Below are 24,888 nucleotides of genomic sequence, written 5' to 3' on the forward strand. Positions count from 1 at the left end.
GGGTGGCAACCGCCCCGCCGGGGCGGGTGGCGGTCAGCCCTCGACGCGGGCGACCTCGCGGGCGGCGTCCGGCCCTGCGTCGAGCAGCACCCGGAAGCCCTCCTCGTCGAGCATCGGCACCTTGAGGCTGGCCGCCTTGTCGGCCTTGGAGCCCGGGTTGTCGCCCACCACCACGAAGCCGGTCTTCTTGGAGACCGAGCCGCTCACCTTCCCGCCGCGGGACTGGATCGCCTCGGCCGCCTGGTCGCGGGAAAAGCCGGCCAGCGTGCCGGTGACCACCACGGTGATCCCCTCCAGCGGGCGCGGGCCCTCGTCCACCGCCTCCTCGGCCATCCGTACCCCGGCCTCGGCCCACTTGCGGACCACCTCGCGGTGCCAGTCGACGGCGAACCACTCGCGGATGCTGGCGGCGATGGTCGGGCCCACCCCGTCGACCGAGGAGAGCTCCTCCTCGCTGGCGGTGTCGATCGCCTCGATGGACCGGAAGTGCCGGGCCAGCGCCTGCGCGGCGGTGGGCCCGACGTGCCGGATGGAGAGCGCCACCAGCACCCGCCACAGGTCGCGTTCCTTGGCCACCGCCAGGTTGTCGAGCAGCTTCACGGCGTTGCTGCCCAGGCTGCCGTCCTTGTTGACGAAGAACGGCGACTTGGCCAGCTGGTCGGCGTCGAGCTGGAACAGGTCGCCCTCGTCGCTGATGATCTGCGCGTCGAGCAGCGCCGCCGCCCCCTTGTAGCCGAGCACCTCGATGTCGAAGGCGCCCCGGCCGGCGAGGTGGAAGACCCGCTCCCGCAACTGGGCCGGGCAGCTGCGGGTGTTGGGGCAGCGGATGTCGACGTCGCCCTCCTTGGCCGGCGCCAGCGGGGTGCCGCAGGCCGGGCAGGTGGTGGGCATGACGAACGGGCGGGCGTCGGCGGGGCGCAGGTCGACCACCGGGCCGAGCACCTCCGGGATCACGTCGCCGGCCTTGCGCAGCACCACCGTGTCGCCGATCAGCACGCCCTTGCGCTCGACCTCCCGGGCGTTGTGCAGGGTGGCCAGCGCCACCGTGGAGCCGGCCACCCGCACCGGCTCGAGCACCGCGAACGGGGTCACCCGGCCGGTACGGCCGACGTTGACGTCAATGTCGAGCAGCTTGGTGGTCACCTCCTCCGGCGGGTACTTGAAGGCGATCGCCCAGCGCGGCGCGCGGCTGGTGGAGCCGAGCCGGCCCTGGATGGAGACCGGGTCGACCTTGACCACCACGCCGTCGATCTCGTGCTCGACGTCGTGCCGGTGCTCGGCGTAGTAGGCGATGTATTCAGCGACGCCGGCCAGGTCGGGCACCACCCGCCACCGGTCGCTGGTCGGCAGGCCCCAGGCCTTCAGCGCCGCGTACGACTCGGACTGTGCCGTCGGCTGGAAGCCGCGGCGGGCGCCGATGCCGTGCACCACCAGGCGCAGCGGGCGGGACGCGGTGATCCGGGGGTCCTTCTGCCGGAGGCTGCCGGCGGCGGCGTTGCGCGGGTTGGCGAACGGCGCCTTGCCCTGCTCGACGAGCCCGGCGTTGAGGTCGGCGAAGGCCGCCACCGGGAAGTAGATCTCGCCGCGGACCTCGAGGAACTCGGGCACCTCGGGGAACTCGGCCGACGGCGTCAGCTGGCTCGGCACGTCGCGGATGCTGCGCACGTTGGCGGTGACGTCCTCGCCGGTGCGGCCGTCGCCGCGGGTCGCCGCCCGGACCAGCCGGCCCCGCTCGTAGGTGAGGTTGATGGCCAGGCCGTCGACCTTGAGCTCGCAGAGGTAGGGCACCGGGCCGCCGGCGTCCCGTTCGACCCGCTCGGCCCAGGCCGCCAGCTCCTCGTCGGCGAAGGCGTTGTCCAGCGAGAGCATCCGCTCCGCGTGGGCGACCGGGGTGAAGTCGGTGGAGAAGGTGCCGCCCACCCGCTGGGTCGGCGAGTCGGGCGTCCGAAGCGCCGGGAACCGCTCCTCCAGCGCCTCCAGCTCGCGCAACTGCCGGTCGAACTCGGCGTCGGTGATCGTGGGAGCATCCAGCACGTAGTAGCGGTACTGGTGCTCGGTCAGCTCACGGCTCAGCGTGGCGTGGCGCTCCCGGGCCTCCGGGGTCGGCTCACCACCCGCCGCCGCCTCCTGCGCCGGGCTCACCTGCTGCGGGACGGCATCCTCGGACACGGCGCCCCCTCCGAACCCGTCGTCGGTCTCCGACACGTCGCCGCTGTTGGACACGCTGCCCCGCCCGGACACGTTGCCGCTCTTGGACACGTCGTGCGACCTCCCTGATCACGCTATCCCCGCACGGTATCCGGCGGGTGGGACAATCCGCCGCCCACCCGCCGCGCCCGGCACGCGACCCGGGCCGGGTTCGTGATCGACTCGACGGACGGCACGGCACGTCCCAGTGTCCCGGCCGGCCGAAAGCCCAACCTGCCGCAACCCGAGTCGATCGTGGCCTCCGCGCCGGCTCGGCCGGCCGGGGCTTCCGGCGGCACCGGCCCGACCGTGCGAGGATCGCCGGACGGTGGACGCGCCGCCGCCGGACGAGGTCGCGCGCGCCGGACCGGCGAGAGGCAGGGGTACGGATGCCGGAGTGGCTGCTCTGGGCGGCGGCGATCGTGCTCGCCGTCTCGGCGGGTTGGGGCTGGAGTGAGCTGCGCCGGCGCTCGGGCCGCCGCGCCCCGGCCGGCCGCCGGAGCGCCGGCGAGGGCTCCGGTGCCCGGGGTGGGCCGGGCAGTCCCGGCGACCGGGGCCGCCCCGGCGACCGGCGTCGTCCGGAGCGTCCCGGTGCCCGGCCCGGTCGGGGTGCCCCGCCGCGGTCCCCGGGTCGGTCCACCGCCCCGCCCCGACCCCGTGGCGCCGGCCGGGCACCCGCCGGCACGCCCCGGCCGGGCGAGATCTGGTGGGCCGACGTCCCGTACGCCGACGGCACCGGCTCCAAGGTGCGCCCCTGCCTCGTGCTGCATGCCGACGGCCGGTCGGCCGAGGTGCTGAAGATCACCAGCCAGGACAAGAGCGACCGGGACGACCACATCCGGATCCCGACCCGGGACTGGGACCCGGACGCCGACCACGACAGCTACCTCGACATCGGCGACCCGATCCCGGTTCCCCTACCGGCCTTTCAGGACCGGGCCGGCCCCTGCGACCCCACCCTCTGGCGCCACCTCCGCACCCTCCCCCACCTCCCCACCCCCTGACCATCGGTTGCGGGCGTGGGGAAGGGGTGGGGACGGCGGGAGGGTCAGGGGTGGGGGGTGGCGAGGGTGGCGAGTTGATCGGCGTACTCGATGCGGGTGGCCCAGTCGGCGGGCCAGGCGGGCATGCCGGCGGCCGCGCCGACGAAGGCGCCGGCCAGGGCGGCGATCGAATCGGAGTCACCGGCCGTGGTGGCACCGCGGGCCAGGGCGCCGACCGGGTCGTCGGCGTGCCGGATGGCGCAGTACAGGGCCGTGGCCAGCGCCTCCTCGGCCACCCAGCCCTCGCCGGTGTGCCGGCACGGGTCGCCGCCGTCGTCCGGGCCGGCCAGCGCGGCGGCCAGCCGGTCCAGCGCCGCGCGGCACTCGTCCCAGCCCTGGGCGATGAAGTCGACCGGGGTCGCCGCCGTGCCCGGGCGCTGCCAGAGGTCGCCGAGCCAGTCCGCCCGGTACGTACGGCGCTGCTCCCGGGCCCGGTCGGTGAGCAGCCCGGGCAGCGCGGCCAGCGCGGCGCCCTCGCGCAGCAGCCGTACCGCGTACGCGGTCAGCTCGCTGGCCGCCAGGCCGGTCGGGTGACCGTGGGTCAGGCCGGCCTGGAGCTGGGCCAGCCCGGCGAGGACGTCGAGGTCGACGTCGAGCAGCCCGACCGGGGTGACCCGCATGTTCGCGCCGCAGCCCTTGGAATCGGCCACGGTCGCCTCCTGCCACCGCAGCCCCCGGTCCAGCTCGGCGCAGGCCCGCAGGCAGGTCACGCCCGGGACCCGGTTGTTGTCGGGGCTGACCGCCCAGTCCAGGAAGCGGCGGCGCAGCAGCGGCTCGACCGCCTCCGGCGTCCACGCCGGAGCGTCGTGCAACGCCCAGCCGACCGCCAGCGCCATCTGGGTGTCGTCGGTGACCAGCACCGGGTCACCGACGAGGTCCCGGGGGCCGGCCGGGCCGTACCGGCGGACGATCTCGGCGACGGTCAGGAACTCGGTCGGCCGGCCGAGTGCGTCACCGTAGGCGAGGCCGAAGAGCGAACCGGCGGCCCGCTGGAGCGAGGAGTCGATCACACCCGCGATCATGCCCGGCGCCCGCCACACCCGCCGCACCCCGCCAGCGGCGGGGTGCACGGTGAGAACGGCGCCGGCGGCCCGTGCGGTCGCGGGAGCCGGCGCCGACCCGAGCCGGTGCCGACCGAGCCGGCGTCATCACAGCCGGCGCCGACCCGAGCCGGTGCGCCCGGGTCAGTCCCAGCAGAGGCAGAACGGATGGCCGGCCGGATCCGCGTAGACCCGGAAGCCCTCGCCCTCACCGGGCAGCCGCCGGGCGCCCAGCGCGAGCGCCGCCTTCTCGGCGGTCCCGATGTCGTCCACCGTGACGTCGAGGTGGAACTGCTGGGGCCGCTCCGGATCCGGCCAGGACGGCGGACGCAGGTTGGTCGCCTTCTGGAACGCCAACCTCGGCTGGTGCCCTGGCCGGCCGCCGAGGACCACCCAGTCGTCGTCGGAGTTCTCCTCGATCAGCGGCAGGCCGAGCAGTTCGGCGTAGAACCCGGCCAGGGCCCGCGGGTCGGGACAGTCGATCACCGTTGTGCGCAGCTGTCCAATCATGCCCGTCATCCTGCCCAACGGGTACGACGGAAAACGTCAGTCCTCGGCGAGCCGCCGGCCCGCGTCCCGGCAGGCGGCCAGCACGGCGCGGGCGTACTGCGGCGGCGCGGCGGCGAGCCCGCAGGCCGGGGTCACCACGACCTGCTCGGCGAGCCGGCGGCGGGGGAAGCCGAGGCGGTCCCAGAGCTGGCGTACCCGGTCGGCGACCTCGGCCGAGGTGGGTGCGCGGCCGGTCGACGGCGGCCGGGTGGGCGCGGCGCCGGCCAGCAGGCCGAGCCCGGCGTCGACCGCCTCGCCCAACGGATCCAGCTCGGTGACCAGGCTCAGGTCGAGCGCCACCGCGGCCGCCCCGGCCGAGCGGATCAGCTCCAGCGGCACGTCGGGGGCGCAGCAGTGCACCACGGTCGGCACCCCGGCCGCCTCGACCACCGTCCGCAGCAGGGCGGCCGCGTCGCCGGACTCCACCGCCCGGTGGGTGCCGAAGCCACTCTCCGTGGGCACCCGCCCGGCCAGCACGGCCGGCAGCGACGGCTCGTCCAGCTGGAGCAGCACGGACGCGCGCGGCAGCCGGCGGGTGACCGCCGCGACGTGCCCGCGGATCCCCTCGGCGAGGGACCCGGTGAGGTCGCGCACCGCACCGGGGTCGCCGAGCATCCGGCCACCGATCGGCAGCTCCAGCGCGGCGGCCAGGGTGAACGGCCCACCGGCCTGCACCTTCACCGGTCCGGCGTACTCCTCGGCCTGCTCGGCGAGCTGGTCGAGGTCGCGTTCCATCAGGTCGCGGGCCCGGCGCAGGTCCCGGCCGGGACGGAGCGCGATCCGCCAGCGGGCGGCGTAGAGCTCGACCGGCAGCTCGACCAGCAGCCCGGCGGTCCGGCCGATCAGGTCGGCCCCGGGGCCGCGCGCCGGCAGCTCGGCGAGGTGCGGCAGGGCGGGAAGCTCACCGAGGACGATCCGCTGCGCCTCGGCGATGTCGGTGCCGGGTAGCGAGCCGATTCCGGTCGCCGCGCCGGCCGGCCACGGCCATGCCTGGTCTGTCACGGCCGAAGACTATCCGGTACGCGGGCCTCGGCACGTCGCCGCCGGCCACCCCGCCGGTGCGGGCGTCGGGTGGAACTACCCAGCCGGTCGCGGGTGTGCACGGTGCGGTCAGCCGGCGATGGTGGCGGAGCCGAGGACGACGTCGCCGGCCGGATCCGGCCGGTACGCCACCACGGCCTGCCCGGCCGCCACGCCGCGGACCGGCCGGCGCAGCTCGGCCCGGAGCGTGTCGCCGTCCAGGGTCACCGTGGCGGGCACCACGTCGCCGTGCGCCCGCAGCTGCACCTCGCACTCCACCGGCGTCTCGGGACGCGGGCCGCCGGTCCACACCGGACGCTCGGCGCGCACCCGGGTGACCTCCAGCGCCTCGGCCGGGCCGACGGTCACCGTGTTGGTCTTCGGGGTGATGGAGAGCACGTAGCGCGGGCGGCCGTCCGGGGCCGGGCGGTCCAGGTGCAGCCCCCGCCGCTGGCCGACCGTGTACGCGTACGCCCCGGTGTGGCTGCCGATCACCGCGCCGGTGGTCGCGTCGACCACCTCGCCGGGGGCCTCGCCGAGCCGCTGGGCGAGGAAGCCGCGGGTGTCGCCGTCGGCGATGAAGCAGATGTCGTGCGAGTCGGGCTTGTCGGCGACCGCCAGCCCCCGTCGCGCGGCCTCCTCGCGGACCTGCGCCTTGGTGGAGTCGCCGAGCGGGAAGATCGACCGGTCCAGCTGCTCGCGGGTGAGCACCGCGAGCACGTACGACTGGTCCTTGGCCAGGTCGACGCTGCGGCGCAGCAGCCCGTCCGCACCGAGCCGGGCGTGGTGGCCGGTGACCACCGCGTCGAAGCCCAGGGCCACGGCCCGGTCCAGCACCGCGGCAAACTTGATCTTCTCGTTGCAGCGCAGGCAGGGGTTCGGGGTACGTCCGGCGGCGTACTCGGCGACGAAGTCGTCCACCACGTCGGAGTGGAACCGGTCGGCCATGTCCCAGACGTAGAACGGGATGCCGATCACGTCGGCGGCCCGCCGGGCGTCCCGGGAGTCCTCCAGGGTGCAGCAGCCGCGCGCCCCGGTGCGGTAGGTCTGCGGGTTCCGGGCCAGCGCCAGGTGCACGCCGGTCACGTCGTGCCCCGCCGCCACGGCGCGCGCCGCCGCGACCGCCGAGTCGACCCCGCCGGACATCGCCGCCAACACCCTCACCAGCCCACTCCCTTCACCCCACCGAGCCTATCCCCACCCCCACCCGGCTCCCCGGCCCGGCCGCCGCGGTCGGCCGCGATCTCGCACGTGCCGCCCAGCCAAACAGGTATGAACAACACCGCGAACGAGGGACCGAAAAGTCGGGATCGCGGGGCGGGACGGGGACAGCGCGGGGCGGGACCGGGGCGGGGCGGGACCGGGGCGATGCGGGGCGGGACCGGGCAGCGGGCGGCGGGACCGGGGCAGCGCGGGGCGGGACCGGGGCAGCACGGGGCGACGCCGCAGGCGTGGGTGAGGGCGTGTGGGTCAGCGGGGGGTGCGGAGGGCGGCGGCACGGCGGGCGCGGTCGACGGCGGCGGGAAGGGCCGCGATCAGGGCGTCGACGTCCGCCGGGGTGCTGGTGTGGCCGAGGGTGAAGCGCAGCGAGGAGCGGGCCCGGTCGTCGTCGGCGCCCATGGCCAGCAGCACGTGCGAGGGCTGGGCCACTCCGGCCGAGCAGGCCGACCCGGTCGAGCAGGCGATGCCCTGGGCGTCCAGCAGGAGCAGCAGGGCGTCGCCCTCGCAGCCGGGGAAGGAGAAGTGCGCGTTGCCGGCCAGCCGGTCGACCGGGTCACCGTTGAAGATCACCTCGGGTACCGCCTGCCGGACCCGCTCGACCAGGTCGTCGCGGAGAGCGGCCACCCGGGCGGCGTACTCCTGCTGGCCCTTCACCGCCGCCTCCACGGCGACCGCGAAGGCCACGATGCCCGCGGTGTCCAGGGTGCCGGAGCGGACGTCCCGCTCCTGGCCGCCGCCGTGCAGCAGCGGGGTGGCCGGTACGTCCCGGGCCAGCAGCAGGGCGCCCACCCCGGCCGGCCCGCCGAGCTTGTGCCCGGTGACGGTGAGCGCGGCGACCCCGCTGGCGGAGAAGTCGACCGGCACCTGGCCGACCGCCTGGACCGCGTCGGTGTGGAACGGCACCCCGTACTCGGCGGCGACCACGGCCAGGTCGCTGACCGGCTGCACGGTGCCGACCTCGTTGTTGGCCCACATGGCGGTGACCACGGCCACCCGGTCGCCGTGCTCGGCCAGTTCGGCGCGGAGCGCGTCGGGGACGAGCCGGCCGGCGTCGTCGACCGGCAGCCAACCCACGTCGGCGCCCTCGTGCCCGGCGAGCCAGTCGACCGCGTCGAGCACCGCGTGGTGTTCGACCGCGCTGGAGACCACCCGGGTCCGCCGCGCGTCGGCGCCCCGACGGGCCCAGAAGACGCCCTTGACCGCGAGGTTGTCGCTCTCCGTGCCCCCACCGGTGAAGATCACCTCGGAGGGCCGGGCACCGAGCGCGGCGGCCACCCGCTCCCTCGACTCCTCCACCCGCCGGCGGGCGCGACGCCCCGCCGCGTGCAGGGAGGACGCGTTGCCGACCTCGCGGGCGGTGGCGACGTACGCCTCCAGCGCCTCGTCGAGCATCGGCGTGGTCGCGGCGTGATCCAGGTAAGCCATCACGACTCAGCCTACGACCGCCGGCGGATCGCCCGGACGCCGGAGGCCGGCCGGGACCGGGGCAGGGGGCGGGCGCTCCCCGCCCCGGCTCACCCGCCGCCCCGGACCGCGACCGCCGGCCGGGCGGCCGCACCTGCACGTGGTGAATCCCCGGACGTCCCCGGGGCACTTCGAGGTCGGCCTCGTCGCCCCAGGGACCAGGGAGATGTTCCCGGGCGGCGGGCTGGGCGACGCGACGGACGAGTTGCTCCCGTTGCCACCGAACGTCGACCTTCAGGCATACTCAGTTGTCGACGTTTCCGCGGAGGCGTACGACGACAACGCCGCCACTCCGGCGAGAGCCTGTTGAGGGGCGCCCTGACGGGCTGATCGGCGGGCCGGCTCAGCTCCCCGGCCCGCCGATCAGCTCCCCGCCGGAGTCTCCGGTCGGCTCACCCCGACCCTCGGCCGAACCAGCCGAACCGCTTGTCGAGCGCGACGACGGCGGCGACCAGCACGGCGACGCCGAAGATCCGCAGCCACGCCGTCCCGCTGATCGGGGCCGTCCGGAACAGGTCGTTCAGCACCGGCAGATAGGTCAGGGCCAGTTGACCGAGCGCCTGCACCAGCACGCCGAGGATCAGCCAGCGGTTGCTGAACAGGCCCAACCGCCACGGCGACCTGGTCAGCGACCGGCAGCTGAACAGGTAGAAGGCCATCACGGTGACGAACAGGTTCACCGCCGCGGTGCGCGCCTGCGCCAGCTCCGACCCGGCGCTCAGCTCCCACTCGAACAGCCCCCACGCCCCGACCACCAGCAGCGCGGAGACCAGCAGGATGCGGACCACCAGCGCGCTGGTCAGCAACGCCTGGTCGGGGTCGCGCGGCGGCCGGTCCATCGTCCCGGGTTCCTTCGGCTCGAAGGCGAGCGTCAGCCCGAGCGCCACGGCGGTGGTCATGTTGATCCAGAGGATCTGGCTGGGCAGGATCGGCAGCACCGTGCCGAGGACGACCGCGACCAGGATGACCATGCCCTCGGCGGTGTTGGTGGGCAGGGTCCAGGTGATGAACTTGGTCAGGTTGGCGAAGACGCCCCGCCCCTCCTCGACCGCCGACTCGATGGTGGCGAAGTCGTCGTCGGTGAGCACGATGTCGGCGGCCTCCTTGGCCACCTCGGTGCCGCTGCGCCCCATGGCCACCCCGATGTTGGCCTGCCGCAACGCGGGGGCGTCGTTGACCCCGTCGCCGGTCATCGCCACCACCTGGCCGCCGGCCTGTAACGCCTCCACCAGCCGCAGCTTCTGCTCGGGCGAGACCCGGGCGAAGACCGACGCCTGCCGTACCGCGGCCGGCAGCTCCGCCGGAGGCAGCGCCGCCAGCTCCGCGCTGGTGAGCACGTCACCCGGGCCGGGGGCGCCACGGAGCAGGCCGAGGCGGCCGGCGATGGCGGTCGCGGTGGCGCGATGGTCCCCGGTGATCATTTTCACCGCGATGCCGGCCCGCTGGCACACCCGGACGGCGGCCGCGGCGGCGGCCCGGGGCGGATCGAGCATCGCGTGCAGCCCGGTGAAGACAAGGGTGCCGGGCAGTTCCTCCTCCACCAGCGCGTCGTCGGGGCCGACCGGCCGCATCGCGGTGGCCAGCACCCGTAGCCCCTCGGTGGCCAGCTCGTGCGCGGCGGCCAGCACCGACGCGGCGTCGAGCGGGCCGGTCGAGCCGTCGTCGCGCAGCGTCGCGGAGGACCACTCGACCACCCGCTCGACCGCCCCCTTGACCAGCACCACCCGCCCACCCTCGCGCCGGTCGTGCAGGGTGGCCATGAACTGCCGCTCGGAGGTGAACGGGACGGCGGCCACCCGCGGCAGTTCCTCGGCGACCCGTTGCCCGGTCAGCCCGACCTTGGCGCCCACCACCAGCATGGCCCCCTCGGTCGGGTCGCCCAGCACCGCCCACCGGCCGTCCCGCTCGTCCAGCCGGGCGTCGTTGCACGCCACGCCGGCCAGCAGCGACCAGTGCAACGTCCCCTCCCCGATCGGGGCCGGACCGCCCTCGGCGTCCCGGATCTCGCCGACGGGGGTGTAGCCGGAGCCACTGACCTGGTAGCGGCCCCGCGGCGTCCAGAGCAGCTGGACCGTCATCTGGTTCTCGGTCAGGGTGCCGGTCTTGTCGGTGCAGATCACCGTCGTGCTGCCCAGCGTCTCCACCGCCGGCAGGCGCCGGATCACGGCCCGGCGGCGGGCCATCCGGGACACCCCGATGGCGAGGGTGATCGTCACCGCGGCGGGCAGCCCCTCCGGGATCGCGCCGACGGCCAGCGCGACCGCCGCGGTGAAGGTCTCGGCGGCGTCCTGACCGCGCAGCAGGCCGACCCCGAAGGTCGCCGCGGCCAGCAGCAGGATCGCCACGGTGAGCAGCCGGCTGAACCGGGCCAGCTTCAGCGTCAACGGGGTGTCCAGCACCTGGGCGCCGCCCACCAGCCGGTGGATCCGGCCCAGTTCGGTCTCCGCCCCGGTGGCGACCACCACACCCACCGCCGACCCGCCGGTGAGCAGGGTGCCGGAGTAGAGCAGGTTGCGACGGTCGGCCACCGGCGTCTCGACCGGTACGACCAGCTCGTCCTTGCGGACCGGCAGCGACTCGCCGGTCAGCGCCGACTCGTCCGCCCGCAACTCGGCGGCGTGCACCAGGCGCAGGTCGGCCGGGACCTTCTCGCCCGCCTCCGCCAGCACCAGGTCGCCGGGGACCAGGTCCGCCGAGGGCACCCGCCGCTGCCGACCGTCGCGCAGCACCCGCGCCTCGGTACGCACCATCGCCCGCAACGCGTCGAGCGCCGCCTCGGCCCGGGACTCCTGGAGGAACCCGACGACCGCGTTGACCGCCACGACCCCGAAGATCACGGCGGAGTCGACGTACTCGCCGAGCAGCAGGGTGACCACGCCCGCGCCGAGCAGCACGTAGACCAGCGGATTGTGGAACTGCCGCAGCAACCGGCGGAACACCCCGACCTCGGCGGTCCGGGGCAGCAGGTTCGGGCCGAACCGCCCGAGCCGGTCCGTCGCCTCCGCGTCGGTCAGCCCGCGCTCGGTGTCCGTCCCCAGCAGCAGCACGACCTCGTGCGCGGCCAGGGCGTGGTGGTCACCCTCGGGCCTGGGGGCCGGCATGTCGCGCTCCTTCTGGACGGGTCGGCGGCCGGGCGTGCGCGGGGTGCTTCCCGATGGTCGCAGTTCCGCCTCGACCGCGGGCGGTTCCCGGGCACCTCGTCGGGGCGAAGCCAGCGGCGAGGTCGTCATCCCGAGCGGAGCGGGCCGGCCGGGCCGACCGCGCGGCGGCGTACGACGCGAAAAGGCCGGGACCGCGGCGTGCGGTCCCGGCCTCTCGTCGGTGGAGGGTCAGCTCACTTGCGCTTGCGGATCTCCTCCGCGGCCTGCGGGACCACCTTGAACAGGTCGCCCACCACGCCGAAGTCGGCCAGCTCGAAGATCGGCGCCTCGCCGTCCTTGTTGACCGCGACGATGGTCTTCGAGGTCTGCATGCCGGCCCGGTGCTGGATGGCGCCGGAGATGCCGAGCGCGATGTAGAGCTGCGGGGAGACGGTCTTGCCGGTCTGGCCCACCTGGAACTGGTGCGGGTAGAAGCCGGAGTCCACCGCGGCCCGGGACGCGCCGACCGCGCCGCCGAGCAGGTCGGCCAGCTCCTCGACCAGCTTGAAGTTGTCGGCGTTGCCGACGCCCCGGCCGCCGGAGACGACGACGGAGGCCTCGGTCAGCTCCGGCCGGGAGCCCTTCTGCTCGGCGACCCGGTCGACCACCTTGGCCAGCTTGTCGGTGTCGGTCACGGCGACGGTGAGCTGCTCGACCGCCGGGGTGGCGGCGGCCGGCACCGGGTTGACCGAGTTCGGCCGGAGGGTGACCAGCGGCAGGCCCCGGGTGACCTTGGACTTGACGATGGTGGAGCCGGCGAAGGCCACCTGGGTGGCGGTGCCGTCGGCGTCCAGCGCGACCACGTCGGTCAGGATGCCGTTGTCCAGCTTGACCGCCAGCCGGGCGGCGATCTCCTTGCCCTCCTGGCTGGAGGCGAGCAGCACGGCGGCCGGCTGCACCCGCTTGACCAGCTCGGCCAGCACGGTGGCCTTGGGGGCCACCAGGTAGCCGTCGATCTCCTCGCTCTCCGCGGCGTAGATCTTCTCCGCGCCGTACTCGCCCAGCTTGGCGCTCAGCGCCTCGGCCGCGCCGGCGCCGCCGAGCACCACCGCGCCGGGCGTGCCCAGCTCGCGGGCGAGGGTGAGCATCTCCAGGGTGACCTTCTTGACGCCGAACTCCCGGGTGGCTTCGACGACGACGAGAACCTCAGACATGTCCGGACCCCTCACACGAACTTCTCGGTGGCGAGGAACTCGACCAGCTTCACGCCGCCGTCGCCCTCGTCGGTGATCTTGGCGCCGCCGGAGCGCGGCGGCCGCTTGCTGTGCTCCAGCACGGCGCTGGTCGCGCCGTCGAAGCCCACCTCGGCCGGGGCGACCCCGAGGTCACCCAGGGAGAGCGTCTGCACCGGCTTCTTCTTGGCCGCCATGATGCCCTTGAAGGACGGGTAGCGCGGCTCGTTGATGGTGTCCCAGACGGAGACCACGGCCGGGGTCGAGGCGGTGACCACCTCGTAGCCCTCCTCGGTCTGCCGCTCGACGGTCAGCGTGCCGCCGTCGACGGTGAGCTTGCGGGCGCCGGTGAGCGCCGCCACGCCGAGCCGCTCAGCGATCATGTGCGGCAGAACCTGGACCCGGCCGTCGGTCGACTCGGCGCCGCAGATGACCAGGTCGGCGTTGAGGGTGCCGAGCGCGGCGGCGAGCACCTTCGAGGTCGCCACGGCGCAGGACCCGTGCAGCGCGTCGTCGACCACGTGAACGGCCTTGTCCGGGCCCATGGAGAGGGCCTTGCGGATCGACTCGGTCGCCCGGTCCGGACCCATGGTCAGGATGGTGACCTCGCCGCCGTGCGCCTCCTTGATCTTCAACGCCTCTTCGATGGCGTACTCGTCCATCTCGTTGATGACGTTGTTCGCCGAACCGCGGTCGACGGTGTTGTCGTCAGTACGCAGGTTGCGGTCCGCGCCCGAGTCGGGCACCTGCTTGACGAGTACGACGATGTTCATCGCGCTTCGACGACCCTCCTGTTTGGTGTAGCGATCGCTCGCCCGGTCTGGGGCGCAGCCTCGCGCGTCGGGTGACGCCGGTCAACCGCAGGCTGCTGTGCGGTTTCCCACGACGCCATGTTACCTGCCAGTAGCATCCGCTCCCCGGCCACTCAGAGTGACACAGCTCACGGACCGCCCGGACCTCGGTAAGCTATCGGATCGGGAGGTATCCGACATGTCAGGACAGCGCCGGTTGGCGCCGGGTGCGGCGGTTACCCTGCCCTGCCGGCGGGCGCTGCCCGGGACGTACCGCTGCGCCTGCGGCCGGATCCGTGACCGCTGCGTCCGGGCCGCCGTCCGGGCGCTCTGGTCACCGGCGCCGGCCGTCGCCGGCCCGCTCAGGCCGGGCCGCCCAGCGCATCCCTGATCCGGTCGATGATCGCCGCCTCGGCCGGCTGGACGCCCCGGTGCGCCCGGGCCACCCGCTCGGCGGCGGCCAGCACCACCGACCGGTAGACCGGCACGTCCTGCGGGGACTTCGCACCCAGGATCCCGACCGCCCGGCCCAGCGCCGGCAGCACCACCGCCTCGATCTCCATCGCCGAGTCCCGGGGCAGCTTCGGCAACGGGCCGGTGGTCAGCGCCTCCTTCACCACGCCGCTGGCGTCCGACATCGCCCCGGAGGCGGCGAAGCTCTCCCGGAACAGCGCCAGCATGCCGGGATCGGCGTTCGAGACCAGGAAGACCGCGCCGAACGCGCCCGTCTTGAGGGTGAGAAGTTCCTCGGCCGTCAACCGCTGCTGCATGATCACGGAGTGTAGACGTAGGGCCTGGTGGTGGTGACCGGGACGAAGCCGAGTCGCTCCAGGATCGGCCGGCTGTCCGGCGAGGCGTCCACCTGCAACAGCGTGCGGCCACGCTGGTCGGCCAGCCGGGCCCGGTAGCTGACCAGCGCCCGGTAGATGCCCCGCCCGCGCCACTTCGGCAGCGTCGAGCCGCCCCACAGGGTGGCGAAGCCGGTGTCCGGCACGTACCGCACCCAGCCCGCGCAGACCACCGTCCCCTCCGCCTCCGCCACCACAACGGTGATCGACTGCGGGTCGGTGGCGATCTCCTTCTGCAGCCCGTCGGCGAGGTGACTCCGGTCGGCCTGCCAGACCTCCTCCTCCATCGCCACGATCCGGTCCAGGTCGGCCCGGGTGGTCACCTCCCGCAGGCATACGCCCTCGGGCAGCACCGGAAGCGCCGCCGCGAGCGGCGCGACCGGACCGATCACCACGGTCTCCAGCTCCTCCGGCTCGAAGCCGGCCGCGCGCAGCCGGTCCGGCAGGTCGGCGGGCTCGTCGTGGCCGTGCAGCTTCCACTCCACCTGTTCGCCCCGGCGCCGGAAGATCTCCACCTGGCGGGCGATCAGCTCGTCCAGCGCGGCGCCGGTCAATCCAGCCAGGTCCCGGTAGGTGAGGAAGCCACCGCGGTCGAGGCCGAGGAGCCGCACCAGCGGGCCGTCGCGCTCCACCGTCACCCCGGCCGGCAGCGGGTCGGGGACCACGGCGCGCAGTTGGTTGTCGTACGCAATCCGCAGGGTCGTCACATCAAGATCCGTCACCTGCCCAGGTTAGGCCCGTCGCCAACCGATAATCGGGAGCGTGTGGCAGTCGATCAGGCAGTGGTTCGACCCGCGGGAGCTGCGGGCCGTCGGCAGGACCCCGGACTACCGCTTCTCGCTGGCCAACGAGCGGACCTTCCTGGCCTGGCTGCGTACCGGGCTGGCGCTGGTGGCCGGCGGGCTGGCCGCCGCGCAGTTCCTGCCGCCCCTGCCGCTGACGCACCTGCGGGAGCTGATCGCCGTCGCGCTGCTGCTGCTCGGCGGCGCGGTCGCCGTCCACGCCCTCGACCACTGGACCCGGACCGAGCGGGCCATCCGGCTCGGCGAGGAGCTGCCCGCCTCCCGCTTCCCGGCGGTGCTCGCCCTGACCATCGGCCTCGGGGCGGTGCTGCTGGTGGTGGCGGTGCTGGCCCGGGTCGTCGGCGAGCCGTGACCGCGAACGGACCAACTCCCGACCCGCCGCGGCCGCCGGGGCGGGCCGGCGCGGCCGGGCCGGCGGGACCACCCGCCGGGGCGCGTGATCCCGGGCTGCAACCGGAGCGGACCCGGCTGGCCTGGCGGCGGACCGCGCTGACGCTGACCGTGGTCCTGCTGCTCACCCTCCGGCTCGCGATCCCGGCCGGTCCGGCCGGCGTACTGCTGGCCGGGACGGCGCTGCTCGGCTGGGTCGGGACGGTCGCGGTCTGCTGGCCCCGGGCCGCGGCGGCCGGGCCCACCCGCACCGGTGGCCGGTCGCTGCCGCTGGTCGCCCTGGCCACCGCCGGGTTCGCGCTGCTCGGCACCGCGCTGGTGCTACGCGGGCTGTGGTGAGCGGCGCCCGTACGCCATCATTGACGCATGGCCCGCCTGTACGTCCTCCTCTTCGTGGCGCAGATCGTCCTCGCCGTCTGCGCGCTGATCAGCTGCCTCTCCGCCGAGGAGGGCGAGATCCGCGCCCTGCCCCGGATCGCCTGGGTGCTGATCATCCTCTTCTTCCCGCTGCTCGGCTCGATCGCCTGGTTCGTCGCCGGCCGCGAGTCCGCCGGTGCCCGCCCCCGGACGGCGTGGCCGGTGGGCGACGGCTTCGCCGAGCAGAAGCGGGCCCGGTCGGTCGCCCCGGACGACGACCCCGAGTTCCTGCGCTCGATCGAGGAGCGGTCCCGGCGGCAGGATTCCGAACTCTTCCGCCGCTGGGAGGAGGATCTGCGCCGCCGCGAGGAGGACCTGCGCCGCCGTGACGGCGAGCCGCCCCGCGAGGAGGACCGCCCCGAGGTGTAGTGCGCCGGGGGCGCAAAATCGACGACGTGCAGATCTGCCTGCTCGGGCCGCTGGAGGTCCGGGCCGACCGGGGCGCGCCGGCGCAGATCGGCGGGGCGCGGCTCCGCCGGCTGCTGATCCCGCTCGCGCTGGAACCGGGCCGGGTGGTCACCGTCGGGCGGCTGGTCGACGCGGTCTGGCCGGACGGGCCGCCGACCGGCACCGGCAACGCCCTGCAGGCCCTGGTCTCCCGGCTGCGCCGCAGCGTGCCGGGGCTACCGGTCGAGGCCCGGCCCGGCGGCTACCGGCTCGACCTGCATCCCGACGCGGTGGACGTGAACCGGTTCGAGGCGGGCGCCGCCGCCGGCCGGGCGCTGCTCGGCGACGACCCGGCCGCGGCCGCCGACCGGCTGCGCGCGGCGCTCGCCCTGTGGCGCGGGCCGGCCCTGGCCGACGTGGCCGACGCGGACTTCGCCCGCGCCCCGGTGGCCCGGCTGACCGAACTCCGGCTGGCCGCCACCGAGGACCTGGTCCAGGCGCGGGCCGCGCTGGCCGACCCGGCCGAGCTGCTGCCCTGGCTGCATGAGCTGGTGGCCGCCCACCCGCTGCGGGAACGGCTGGCCGGGCAGCTGATCCGGGCGCTGCACCGGGCCGGCCGGCCGGCCGAGGCGCTCGCCGGGTACGAGCGGATCCGCACCACCCTCGCCGACGCCCTGGGCGCCGACCCGGGACCCGAACTCGCCGCCCTGCACCTGGCCGTACTGCGCGGCGAGCCGAGCGTCGACGGGCCGTCGAACGGCCGGCCCGCCAGCGCCCGCCCGGGTCGGCCGGACCAGGTCACCGGCACCCGCCCGCCCGCGGCCGACGGCGGCAGCCCGGCGGCGACGCCACGCCCCGCGCCCCGCGACCCGCTGCCGGCGCCGCTGACCAGCTTCGTCGGCCGGGAGGCGGCGGTCGACCGGGTCGGCGCGTTGCTCGAGACGGCCCGGCTGGTCACCCTGACCGGTCCCGGCGGCGCGGGCAAGACCCGGCTCGCCGTCGAGTCGGCGCGCACCGTCGCCGGCCGCTTCCCGGACGGCGTACGGCTGGTCGAGCTGGCCCCGGTCACCGACCCGGCCGAGGTGCCGCAGGCGGTGCTCGCCGCGCTCGGCCTGCGCGAGCAGGCGTTCTTCACCGGCAGCCGGTCCCGGATCCCGCCGGCCGAGGCGATCGAGCCGGCAGCCCGGCTGATCGAGGCGCTCGCCCCGCGGGCCACGCTGCTGCTGCTGGACAACTGCGAGCACCTGCTGGACGCCGCCGCCGGGCTGGCCGACCGGCTGCTCGCCGCCTGCCCCGGCCTGCGGGTGCTGGCCACCAGCCGGGAACCGCTGGGCATCACCGGCGAGACGCTGCACCCGGTGGAGTCTCTCGCGCTGCCACCGGCCGGAGCCGATCCGGCGACCGCCCTGTCGTACGCCGCGGTGCGGCTCTTCGCCGACCGGGCCGGCGCGGTCCGGCCCGACTTCGTGGTGGACGCCGCCACGGTCGGCCCGGTGGTGCGCATCTGCCGGGCGCTGGACGGGATGCCGCTCGCCATCGAGCTGGCCGCCGCCCGGCTGCGGGCGATGACGGCCGCCCAGGTGGACGACCGGCTGCACGACCGGTTCCGGCTGCTCACCGGGGGCAGCCGCACGGCCCTGCCCCGGCACCAGACGCTGCGGGCGGTGGTGGACTGGAGCTGGGAGCTGCTCGACCCGGCCGACCGGGCGCTCTGGCGGCGGCTGGCCGTGTGCACCGGGGGCGCCACCCTGGAGACCGTCGAGCGGGTCTGTGCCGGCGGCGAGCTGGCCCCGGCGGACGTGCTGGACCGGCTCTCCGCGCTGGTGGAGAAGTCGCTGGTCAGCGCGACGGGCGACGGTGAGCCGCGGTACCGGATGCTGGAGACCATCCGGGAGTACGGCCTGGACCGGCTGGTCGAGGCGGGCGAGGCGCACCGGCTCCGGCAGGCGCACGCCGCCGAGTTCCTCGCGCTGGCCGAGCGGGCCGACCCGCGGCTGCGCGGGCCGGCGCAGCTGCACTGGATCGAGCGGCTGCGCGCCGAGCACGACAATCTGCACGCCGCGCTGCGCTGGGCGCTCGGCGCCCGCGACGCCGAGACGGCGGTTCGGCTGGCCGGGGCGCTGGGCTGGTACTGGTGGCTGCGCGGCCAGCGGGCCGAGGGCGCCGACCTCACCGGGGAGGCGATCGCGCTGGCCGAGCGGCAGCGGCTGCGGCCGTCGCCGGCCCTGGCCGCCGCGTACACCGTCGGGGCGATGAACCGGGTCAGCGGACACGCCGACCTGGCCGGTGCCCGGGACTGGGTGTTCCGGGCGGCGGAGCTGGCCGACGACGACACCGGGCACGCGCTGCTGCGTCTGCTCGGCCCGATGACGCTGATGTTCGATCGGGTCGGGCAGCCGGAGGGGGCGGTCGCGCTGCGCGGGCTCTTCGCCGACGCCGACCCGTGGGTGGCCGGGGTGGCCCGGTTGATGCACGGCCACACGCTGCTGAACTTCGGCTCGTCGGCCGAGTCCGCGCTGGACGACTTCCGGGCCGCGCTGCGGCTGTTCGACCGCGCGGGCGACCGCTGGGGGCTCTCCACCACCCGCTACTCGCTGGCCGACCTGGCCACCCGCACGGGCGACCACGACGTGGCGGTCGGGCACCTGCGGGCCGCCCTGGTGGACGTCGAGGAGCTGGGCGCGGCCGAGGACGTGCCGCAGATCCGCGCCCGGTTGGCGTACCTGTACTGGCAGACCGGTGCGCGGCAGCGGGCCGAGGCGCTGCTCACCGAGGCGTACGAGGAGGCCGAGCGGCTCGGCGCCGACGAGCCCCGGTCCGGGGTGGCGTTCACCTGGAGCGAGGTCCTGCGCGACCGGGAGGACTGGGCGGGGGCGGCCCGGTGGGCCGAACGCGCCACCGGACTGGTCGACCGGCGGGCGGTCGCCCCGCAGTGGCGGGCCTGGCTGGAGACCGGTAAGGGGCACGTCGCGGCCGGGACGGGTGACCTGCCGGCCGCCCGCGCGCACCTGGACCGCGCGCTGGAGCTGGCGATCGAGTCCACCGACGCGCCGGTGGTCGCCGTGGTGCTGGTCGGCTACGCCGACCTGGCGCTGCGGGCGGGCCGGCCCGCCACCGCGGCCACCCTGCTCGGCGCGGCGCACGGGGTGCGCGGCGGGGACGACCGCGGCGCGCTGGACGCCCGCCGGGTGGCCCGGGCCGCCCGCGCGGCGCTCGGCGAACCGGAGTTCGCCGGGGCGTACGCGAGCGGCCGGGGCACCCGCTGGGACGGGGTGCGGGAACTGGTGCGGGTCACACTCGACGCTTGAGCCCGCGCACCGCCAGCGGGGCGAAGATCGCGGCGAGGACGCCCGCCCAGAGCAGCGACTGCACCACCGGTGCGGCCACCGGGCCGCCGACCAGCAGGCCCCGCAGCGCGTCGGCGAGGATGGTCACCGGGTTGACCTCGACCCAGGACTGCAGCCAGCCGGGCATGGTCTCGGTCGGCACGAACGCGTTGCTGGTGAAGGTGAGCGGGAAGATCACCATGAAACCGAAGATCTGCACCTTCTCCGGCTCGTTGACCAGCACCCCGACCAGCACGGAGATCCAGGACGCGGCCAGCGAGAACGCCAGCAGCAGCGCGAACGCCCCGAGCAGGCCGAGCAGCCCGTTCTCCAGCCGGAAGCCGAGCACCATGCCGACGCCGACCAGCAGCGACACCGACCAGGCCTGCTTGACGGTGTCGGCGAGGATCCGCCCGGCCAGCGGCGCCCAGCGGGCGATCGGCAGCGCCCGGAGCCGGTCGAACACGCCCTTGGTGAGGTCGTTGTTCAGCCCGAATCCGGTGGTCATGGTGGCGAAGAAGGCGTTCTGCACGATGATGCCGGGCAGCGCGAAGGTCAGGTAGTCCCCCGGCGAGCCGGAGATCGCCCCGCCGAACACGTACGTGAAGAGCAGCACGAACATGACCGGCTGGATGCTCAGGTCGAGCAGCTCCATCGGGTTGTGCTTGATCTGCACCAGGCTGCGCCAGGCCAGGGTGAGCGTGTGCCGCAGCCCGGCGGTCGGACCGAGCCGGCGGGCCGGGGCGAGCGGGGTGGTCAGGGTGGCGCTGGTCATGCCACGGTCCTCTCCAGGTCGGCCCGCTCCGGGGCGTCGGACTCGGCGCGGTGACCGGTGAGCGAGAGGAAGACCTCGTCCAGGCTGGCGCCGCGCAGCGCCAGCTCGGCGACGGCGATCTCCGCCGCCTCGAGGCGGCGGACCACCGCGGGCAGCACGCCCGGGTCGTTGACCGCCACGGTCACGCTGCTCTGGGCCACCTCGGGGGTCGCCCCGGCCACCTCGCCGGCGATGGCCACCACGGTCGCCAGGTCGTCGGGGTCGGCGGGACGGACGGTCAGCGTCTGCCCGCCGGTCTTGGCCTTCAGCTCCTCCGGGGTGCCCTGGGCGATGACCCGGCCGTGGTCGACCACCGCGATCTCGCCGGCCAGCTGGTCGGCCTCCTCGAGGTACTGCGTGGTCAGCAGCACGGTCACCCCGCCGGCGACCAGGTCGCGGACGATGTCCCACAGCTCGTTGCGGCTGCGCGGGTCCAGCCCGGTGGTCGGCTCGTCGAGGAAGAGCACCTGCGGGCGGCCGACCAGGCTGGCGGCGAGGTCGAGCCGCCGGCGCATGCCGCCGGAGTAGGTCTTGGCGGCCCGGTCACCGGCGTCGTCGAGGTGGAAGTCGGCGAGCAACTCCCGGGCGCGCGCCTTGGCGTCGGCCCGGCCGAAGCCGAGCAGCCGGCCGATCAGCAGCAGGTTCTCGAAGCCGGTGAGCGTCTCGTCGACGGAGGCGTACTGGCCGGTCAGCCCGATCAGCTGGCGCACCCGGTGGGCGTCGCGCACCACGTCGAAGCCGCCCACGGTGGCGTGCCCCTCGTCGGCCCGCAGCAGGGTGCTGAGCACCCGGACCGCGGTGGTCTTGCCCGCGCCGTTCGGGCCGAGCAGGCCGAAGACCGTCCCGGTGGGGACCGCCAGGTCAACTCCGGCGAGGGCGGTGGTGGCGCCGAAGCGGCGCACCAGACCCTCCGCGCGGATCGCGTGGTCCATCGCAACTCCTGTCGTGTTCGCTGGTCGCACCACCATGACCGGCGCCCCTGACATTCCGCCGACCCGGCGCTGACGTTACGACGACAGGCGCTGACATGCCGCTGATTTCTGCTGCTGGAAGACCCCGTTCAGCTGCGGGAGAAACGCGACCGCCGCCGTCGCCGGGGTGGCGGCGACGGCGGCGGCGGGTGGCTCAGGCCAGGTTCGACGAGCGGGGGTACGCGTCGGCCGGGTCGGTGAGCACGTTCACCAGGTACGGCACGCCGGCGTCGAAGGCGCGCTGGAGGGCCGGCCCGAGGTCGGCCGCCTTGGCCACCGTCTCACCGACGCCGCCGAGGGCGCTGACCACCTGGTCGTAGCGCAGCTCCGGTTGCAGGTCGGCGGCGACGTCGTAGCCGTACATGGCGCGCATCGGGTGCTTCTCCAGCCCCCAGATGCCGTTGTTGCCGACCACGATCACGACCGGCAGCCGCTGCCGGGCCAGGGACTCCACGTCCATCAGCGAGAAGCCGGCCGCGCCGTCGCCCATCAGCACGCAGATCTGCCGGTCCGGGTGGCTGACCCGGGCCCCCATCGCATAGCCCATCCCGGTGCCGAGGCAGCCGTACGGGCCGGGGTCGAGCCAGGTGCCGGGCTGCGCGGGCTCCAGGTAGCGCCCGGCGTAGGAGACGAAGTCGCCGCCGTCGCCGATGGTGATGGCGTCGCGGGCGAGGACCTTGCGCAGTTCGCCGTAGACCCGGGCCGGGCGGATCGGGTCGGTCTCGGCGGCCATCTCCTCGGCGTCGCGGGCCTTCGCGGCGTCCTCGGCGGTGCGCAGGTCGGCGATCCAGCCGGCGTGGTCGGCCCGGTCACCGGGGTGCTCGGCCAGCGCGGTGAGGATCAGCCGCAGGTCGCCGGCGGGCGCGGCGGCCGGCTGGACGTGCCCGGCCCGCTGGCTCGGCGCGTCGACGATGTGCACCACCGTGGCGTCGCCGAAGTCGCCGAAGCCGAGCCGGAAGTCCAGCGGGGTGCCCACCACCACGACCACGTCGGCGCCCTTCAAAGCGACCCGCCGGGCCTTGGCGAAGGCGAGCGGGTGCTCCGGCGGCAGGGCGCCCCGGCCCATCCCGTTGGTGAAGACCGGCACCTGCAACGCCTCGGCGGCGGCGCGCAGCGCGTCGACCGCGTCACCGGCGTAGACGTCGGAGCCGGCGATGATCACCGGGCGGCTGGCCGCCGCGATCAGCTCGGCCGCCGTACGGACCTCGTCGGGGTCGGCCTCGACGGGGGCGATGCCGGGCGGCGCCGGCAGCTCGGCGTCGGCGACCGAGAAGACCGCCTCCAGCGGGAAGTCCAGGAAGACCGGCCCGCGGTGCGGGGTGAGCGCGGTGGTCAGCGCCGCGGTCACCGCGCGCGGGATGTCGTCGGGGCTGAACACCGTCTCGGCGTGCTTGGTGACCGGGGCGACCAGCGGGAGATGGTCCATCTCCTGCAGGCTGCCCGAGCCCCAGCGGAACTGCGGCGCCCGCCCGCCGAGCACCAGCACCGGCGAGGCGTTGAAGTATGCGCTGGTCAGCCCCGAGATGCCGTTGGTGACGCCGGGGCCGGCGGTGAGCACGGCCAGGCCGGGGCGGCGCTGGAGCTTCGCCACGGCCTCGGCGGCGAAGACCGCGGACTGCTCGTGCCGCACGTCGTAGATCGGGAAGTCGTTCCTGTGGGCGGCGTCGTAGAGCGGGAAGACGTGCCCGCCGGAGAGGGTGAACATCTCCCGCACCCCGTACGCGCGCAGCGCCGCGAGCGCCAGCTCGCCACCGTGACCCTCGATCCGTTCCGTCATGCCACTCCCCTTCGTCGCCCGACCGGAGTCACACGCTACTGACCGGTAGGCGGAATGTGAACCGTCTTCGGGTCGGCGGCGGGTGCCGCCGCCGACCCGGGCCGGTTCAGCGGCCGGTGAAGTCCGGCTTGCGCTTCGCCACGAAAGCCGCCATGCCCTCGCGCCGGTCGTCGGTGGCGAACAGCGCCGCGAAGAGCTGGCTCTCCCAGGCCAGGCCGGAGTTGAGGTCCATGTCCAGGCCGCCGTCGACCGCGAGCTTCGCCGCGCGCAGCGCCTGCACCGGCCCGGTGAGGTACGGGCGGACCAGCTCGACCGCGGTGTCGTAGACCTCGGCGGCCGGGGCGACCCGGTCGGCGAGGCCGATCCGCAGCGCCTCCTGGGCGTCGACCATCCGGCCGGACATGATCAGATCCTTGGCCCGGGCCGGGCCGACCAGGCGGGCCAGCCGCTGGGTGCCGCCGGCGCCGGGGATGATGCCCAGCTTGATCTCCGGCTGGCCGAGCTTGGCGTCCTCGGCCACCACCCGCCAGTCGCAGGCCAGCGCCAGCTCGCAGCCGCCGCCGAGGGCGTAGCCGGTGATCGCCGCGACGACCGGCTTGGGGATGCGGGCGATCGCGCCGAGCGCGCTGGACAGGTCGGCCGCCCGCGCCGCCATGTCCACGTAGGACATGTCGGCCATCTCCTTGATGTCCGCACCGGCGGCGAAGACCTTCTCCCCGCCGTACACGATGACCGCGCGGACGCCGGCGTCGGCGGTGGCCGCCGTCGCCGCGGCGCGCAACTCCCCCTGCACCTGGGTGTTCAACGCGTTCATCGGCGGCCGCTCCAGGCGGATGGTGCCGATCCCGTCCTTGGTCTCCAGCCGCACGAACTCGCTCACGCGCACCCTCACTTCCTCGTCGAAGTCGCGTGCCAACCTTACGGCCCGCCTCGTTTGGGTAAGTAGTCTGGTATCAGCCCCGCCCCGGGAGTCCAGCGATGATCACGTACTACGACGACAGATCGGTGCAGGTCACCTCCACCGCCGTCCGGGTGGACGGCCGGACGTTCCCGCTCGCCGAGATCAGCATGGTGTGGCACCGGCGCGGCAGCCGGTCCTGGCGGGTGCTGGCCGGCCGCGGCGCGATCGGCGCGGCGCTGGCCGGGCCGCTGGTGGCCGCCGCGCTCGGCATCGCGCTGGCGCTCTGGCTGGACCGCTCCGCCACCGTCACCATCGCGATCGTCGGCGCCTCGGTGCTGGTCGGGCTCGCCGTCGGGCCGGTCGCCGACTTCCTCTTCGAGCACCTGGACCGCTCGTACGCCCGGGGCAGCCGGCAGTTGGAGATCTGGGCACGCTGGCGCGGGCACCCCGTCCGGCTGCTGTGCACCGGCGACGCGCTGCGCTTCGGCCAGATCTACCGCGCGGTGCAGCGGGCGGTGGAGCGCGGCCAGCCGGTGCCCGCCCGCCGCCGCTAGACGAGTAGTTCCGAATCCCGGTCAGTGGTCGTAGGCGATCAGTGACCGGGTGACGGGTGCGCCGGTCTTGTTG

General features: G+C 75.1%; 21 protein-coding genes. 6 read left to right on the forward strand and 15 right to left on the reverse strand.

Annotated elements, in window-relative coordinates; translation table 11 throughout:
• Positions 1-33 precede the first annotated feature (33 nt).
• Positions 34-2,169 carry an NAD-dependent DNA ligase LigA gene (ligA, locus tag AC1WTP_RS10350; RefSeq protein ID WP_481649021.1) on the reverse strand — a complete coding sequence of 712 codons (2,136 nt, stop codon included), beginning with the start codon at positions 2,167-2,169 and terminating at the stop codon, positions 34-36.
• Positions 2,170-2,576: 407 nt separating this feature from the next.
• Between ligA and AC1WTP_RS10355 the strand changes: the two genes are divergently transcribed.
• Entirely contained in the window at positions 2,577-3,191 is a 615-nt protein-coding gene (locus AC1WTP_RS10355) for a type II toxin-antitoxin system PemK/MazF family toxin (protein ID WP_481648997.1), read from the forward strand.
• A gap of 44 nt (positions 3,192-3,235) precedes the next feature.
• Here AC1WTP_RS10355 and AC1WTP_RS10360 read toward each other — a convergent pair whose 3' ends face one another.
• From AC1WTP_RS10360 to AC1WTP_RS10405, 10 genes are all read right to left on the reverse strand, one after another.
• Positions 3,236-4,252, reverse strand: coding sequence for an ADP-ribosylglycohydrolase family protein (locus AC1WTP_RS10360; RefSeq protein WP_481648998.1), 1,017 nt, complete (start codon positions 4,250-4,252; stop codon positions 3,236-3,238).
• Between the two features lie 162 nt (positions 4,253-4,414).
• Positions 4,415-4,780: a VOC family protein gene (locus AC1WTP_RS10365; RefSeq protein ID WP_481648999.1), complete on the reverse strand. Its 366-nt coding sequence runs from the start codon at positions 4,778-4,780 to the stop codon at positions 4,415-4,417.
• A gap of 36 nt (positions 4,781-4,816) precedes the next feature.
• Positions 4,817-5,821 carry a methionine synthase gene (locus tag AC1WTP_RS10370; protein ID WP_481649000.1) on the reverse strand — a complete coding sequence of 335 codons (1,005 nt, stop codon included), beginning with the start codon at positions 5,819-5,821 and terminating at the stop codon, positions 4,817-4,819.
• Positions 5,822-5,929: 108 nt separating this feature from the next.
• On the reverse strand, positions 5,930-7,003 hold the full coding sequence (gene mnmA / locus AC1WTP_RS10375; protein WP_481649001.1) for a tRNA 2-thiouridine(34) synthase MnmA: 1,074 nt from the start codon (positions 7,001-7,003) through the stop codon (positions 5,930-5,932).
• A 306-nt stretch (positions 7,004-7,309) separates the two neighbouring features.
• Positions 7,310-8,485, reverse strand: coding sequence for a cysteine desulfurase family protein (locus AC1WTP_RS10380; protein WP_481649002.1), 1,176 nt, complete (start codon positions 8,483-8,485; stop codon positions 7,310-7,312).
• 431 nt (positions 8,486-8,916) lie between these two features.
• Complete coding sequence (locus tag AC1WTP_RS10385) at positions 8,917-11,625, reverse strand: HAD-IC family P-type ATPase (RefSeq protein ID WP_481649003.1); 2,709 nt, start codon at positions 11,623-11,625, stop codon at positions 8,917-8,919.
• A 233-nt stretch (positions 11,626-11,858) separates the two neighbouring features.
• Entirely contained in the window at positions 11,859-12,818 is a 960-nt protein-coding gene (locus AC1WTP_RS10390) for an electron transfer flavoprotein subunit alpha/FixB family protein (RefSeq protein ID WP_481649004.1), read from the reverse strand.
• A gap of 11 nt (positions 12,819-12,829) precedes the next feature.
• Entirely contained in the window at positions 12,830-13,609 is a 780-nt protein-coding gene (locus tag AC1WTP_RS10395) for an electron transfer flavoprotein subunit beta/FixA family protein (RefSeq protein ID WP_447135767.1), read from the reverse strand.
• A 380-nt stretch (positions 13,610-13,989) separates the two neighbouring features.
• Entirely contained in the window at positions 13,990-14,403 is a 414-nt protein-coding gene (locus tag AC1WTP_RS10400; RefSeq protein WP_481649005.1) for a hypothetical protein, read from the reverse strand.
• Positions 14,400-15,197, reverse strand: a complete 798-nt coding sequence (locus AC1WTP_RS10405; protein WP_481649006.1) for a GNAT family N-acetyltransferase — start codon at positions 15,195-15,197, stop codon at positions 14,400-14,402. The genes AC1WTP_RS10400 and AC1WTP_RS10405 overlap by 4 nt, the downstream gene beginning before the upstream one ends.
• 40 nt (positions 15,198-15,237) lie before the next feature.
• Here AC1WTP_RS10405 and AC1WTP_RS10410 point away from each other — a divergent pair, with 40 nt between their 5' ends.
• From AC1WTP_RS10410 to AC1WTP_RS10425, 4 genes are read left to right on the forward strand one after another with little or no spacing between them, the layout of a single operon-like run.
• Positions 15,238-15,630, forward strand: coding sequence for a YidH family protein (locus tag AC1WTP_RS10410; RefSeq protein WP_481649007.1), 393 nt, complete (start codon positions 15,238-15,240; stop codon positions 15,628-15,630).
• Positions 15,627-16,007 carry a DUF202 domain-containing protein gene (locus AC1WTP_RS10415; RefSeq protein ID WP_481649008.1) on the forward strand — a complete coding sequence of 127 codons (381 nt, stop codon included), beginning with the start codon at positions 15,627-15,629 and terminating at the stop codon, positions 16,005-16,007. Before AC1WTP_RS10410 ends, AC1WTP_RS10415 begins: the two co-directional genes overlap by 4 nt.
• Before the next feature lie 27 nt (positions 16,008-16,034).
• Positions 16,035-16,454: a PLD nuclease N-terminal domain-containing protein gene (locus tag AC1WTP_RS10420; RefSeq protein WP_481649009.1), complete on the forward strand. Its 420-nt coding sequence runs from the start codon at positions 16,035-16,037 to the stop codon at positions 16,452-16,454.
• A 26-nt stretch (positions 16,455-16,480) separates the two neighbouring features.
• Positions 16,481-19,780, forward strand: a complete 3,300-nt coding sequence (locus AC1WTP_RS10425) for an AfsR/SARP family transcriptional regulator (RefSeq protein WP_481649010.1) — start codon at positions 16,481-16,483, stop codon at positions 19,778-19,780.
• On the opposite strand, the gene AC1WTP_RS10430 is transcribed toward AC1WTP_RS10425, so the two are convergent.
• The 4 genes from AC1WTP_RS10430 to AC1WTP_RS10445 all read right to left on the reverse strand — a co-directional run bounded on the left by AC1WTP_RS10430 (position 19,764) and on the right by AC1WTP_RS10445 (position 24,240).
• Positions 19,764-20,573, reverse strand: a complete 810-nt coding sequence (locus AC1WTP_RS10430) for an ABC transporter permease (protein WP_481649011.1) — start codon at positions 20,571-20,573, stop codon at positions 19,764-19,766. The genes AC1WTP_RS10425 and AC1WTP_RS10430 overlap by 17 nt on opposite strands.
• The gene (locus AC1WTP_RS10435) at positions 20,570-21,544 is read right to left on the reverse strand and encodes an ATP-binding cassette domain-containing protein (RefSeq protein WP_481649012.1); all 975 of its coding nucleotides are present in this window, start codon (positions 21,542-21,544) and stop codon (positions 20,570-20,572) included. Before AC1WTP_RS10435 ends, AC1WTP_RS10430 begins: the two co-directional genes overlap by 4 nt.
• Before the next feature lie 193 nt (positions 21,545-21,737).
• Positions 21,738-23,360, reverse strand: a complete 1,623-nt coding sequence (locus tag AC1WTP_RS10440) for an acetolactate synthase (RefSeq protein ID WP_481649013.1) — start codon at positions 23,358-23,360, stop codon at positions 21,738-21,740.
• Positions 23,361-23,466: 106 nt separating this feature from the next.
• Complete coding sequence (locus AC1WTP_RS10445; RefSeq protein WP_481649014.1) at positions 23,467-24,240, reverse strand: enoyl-CoA hydratase-related protein; 774 nt, start codon at positions 24,238-24,240, stop codon at positions 23,467-23,469.
• 98 nt (positions 24,241-24,338) lie between these two features.
• Between AC1WTP_RS10445 and AC1WTP_RS10450 the strand changes: the two genes are divergently transcribed.
• Complete coding sequence (locus AC1WTP_RS10450; protein WP_481649015.1) at positions 24,339-24,815, forward strand: DUF6232 family protein; 477 nt, start codon at positions 24,339-24,341, stop codon at positions 24,813-24,815.
• Positions 24,816-24,888: the final 73 nt, after the last annotated feature.

Source organism: Micromonospora sp. R311 (genome assembly GCF_056780015.1).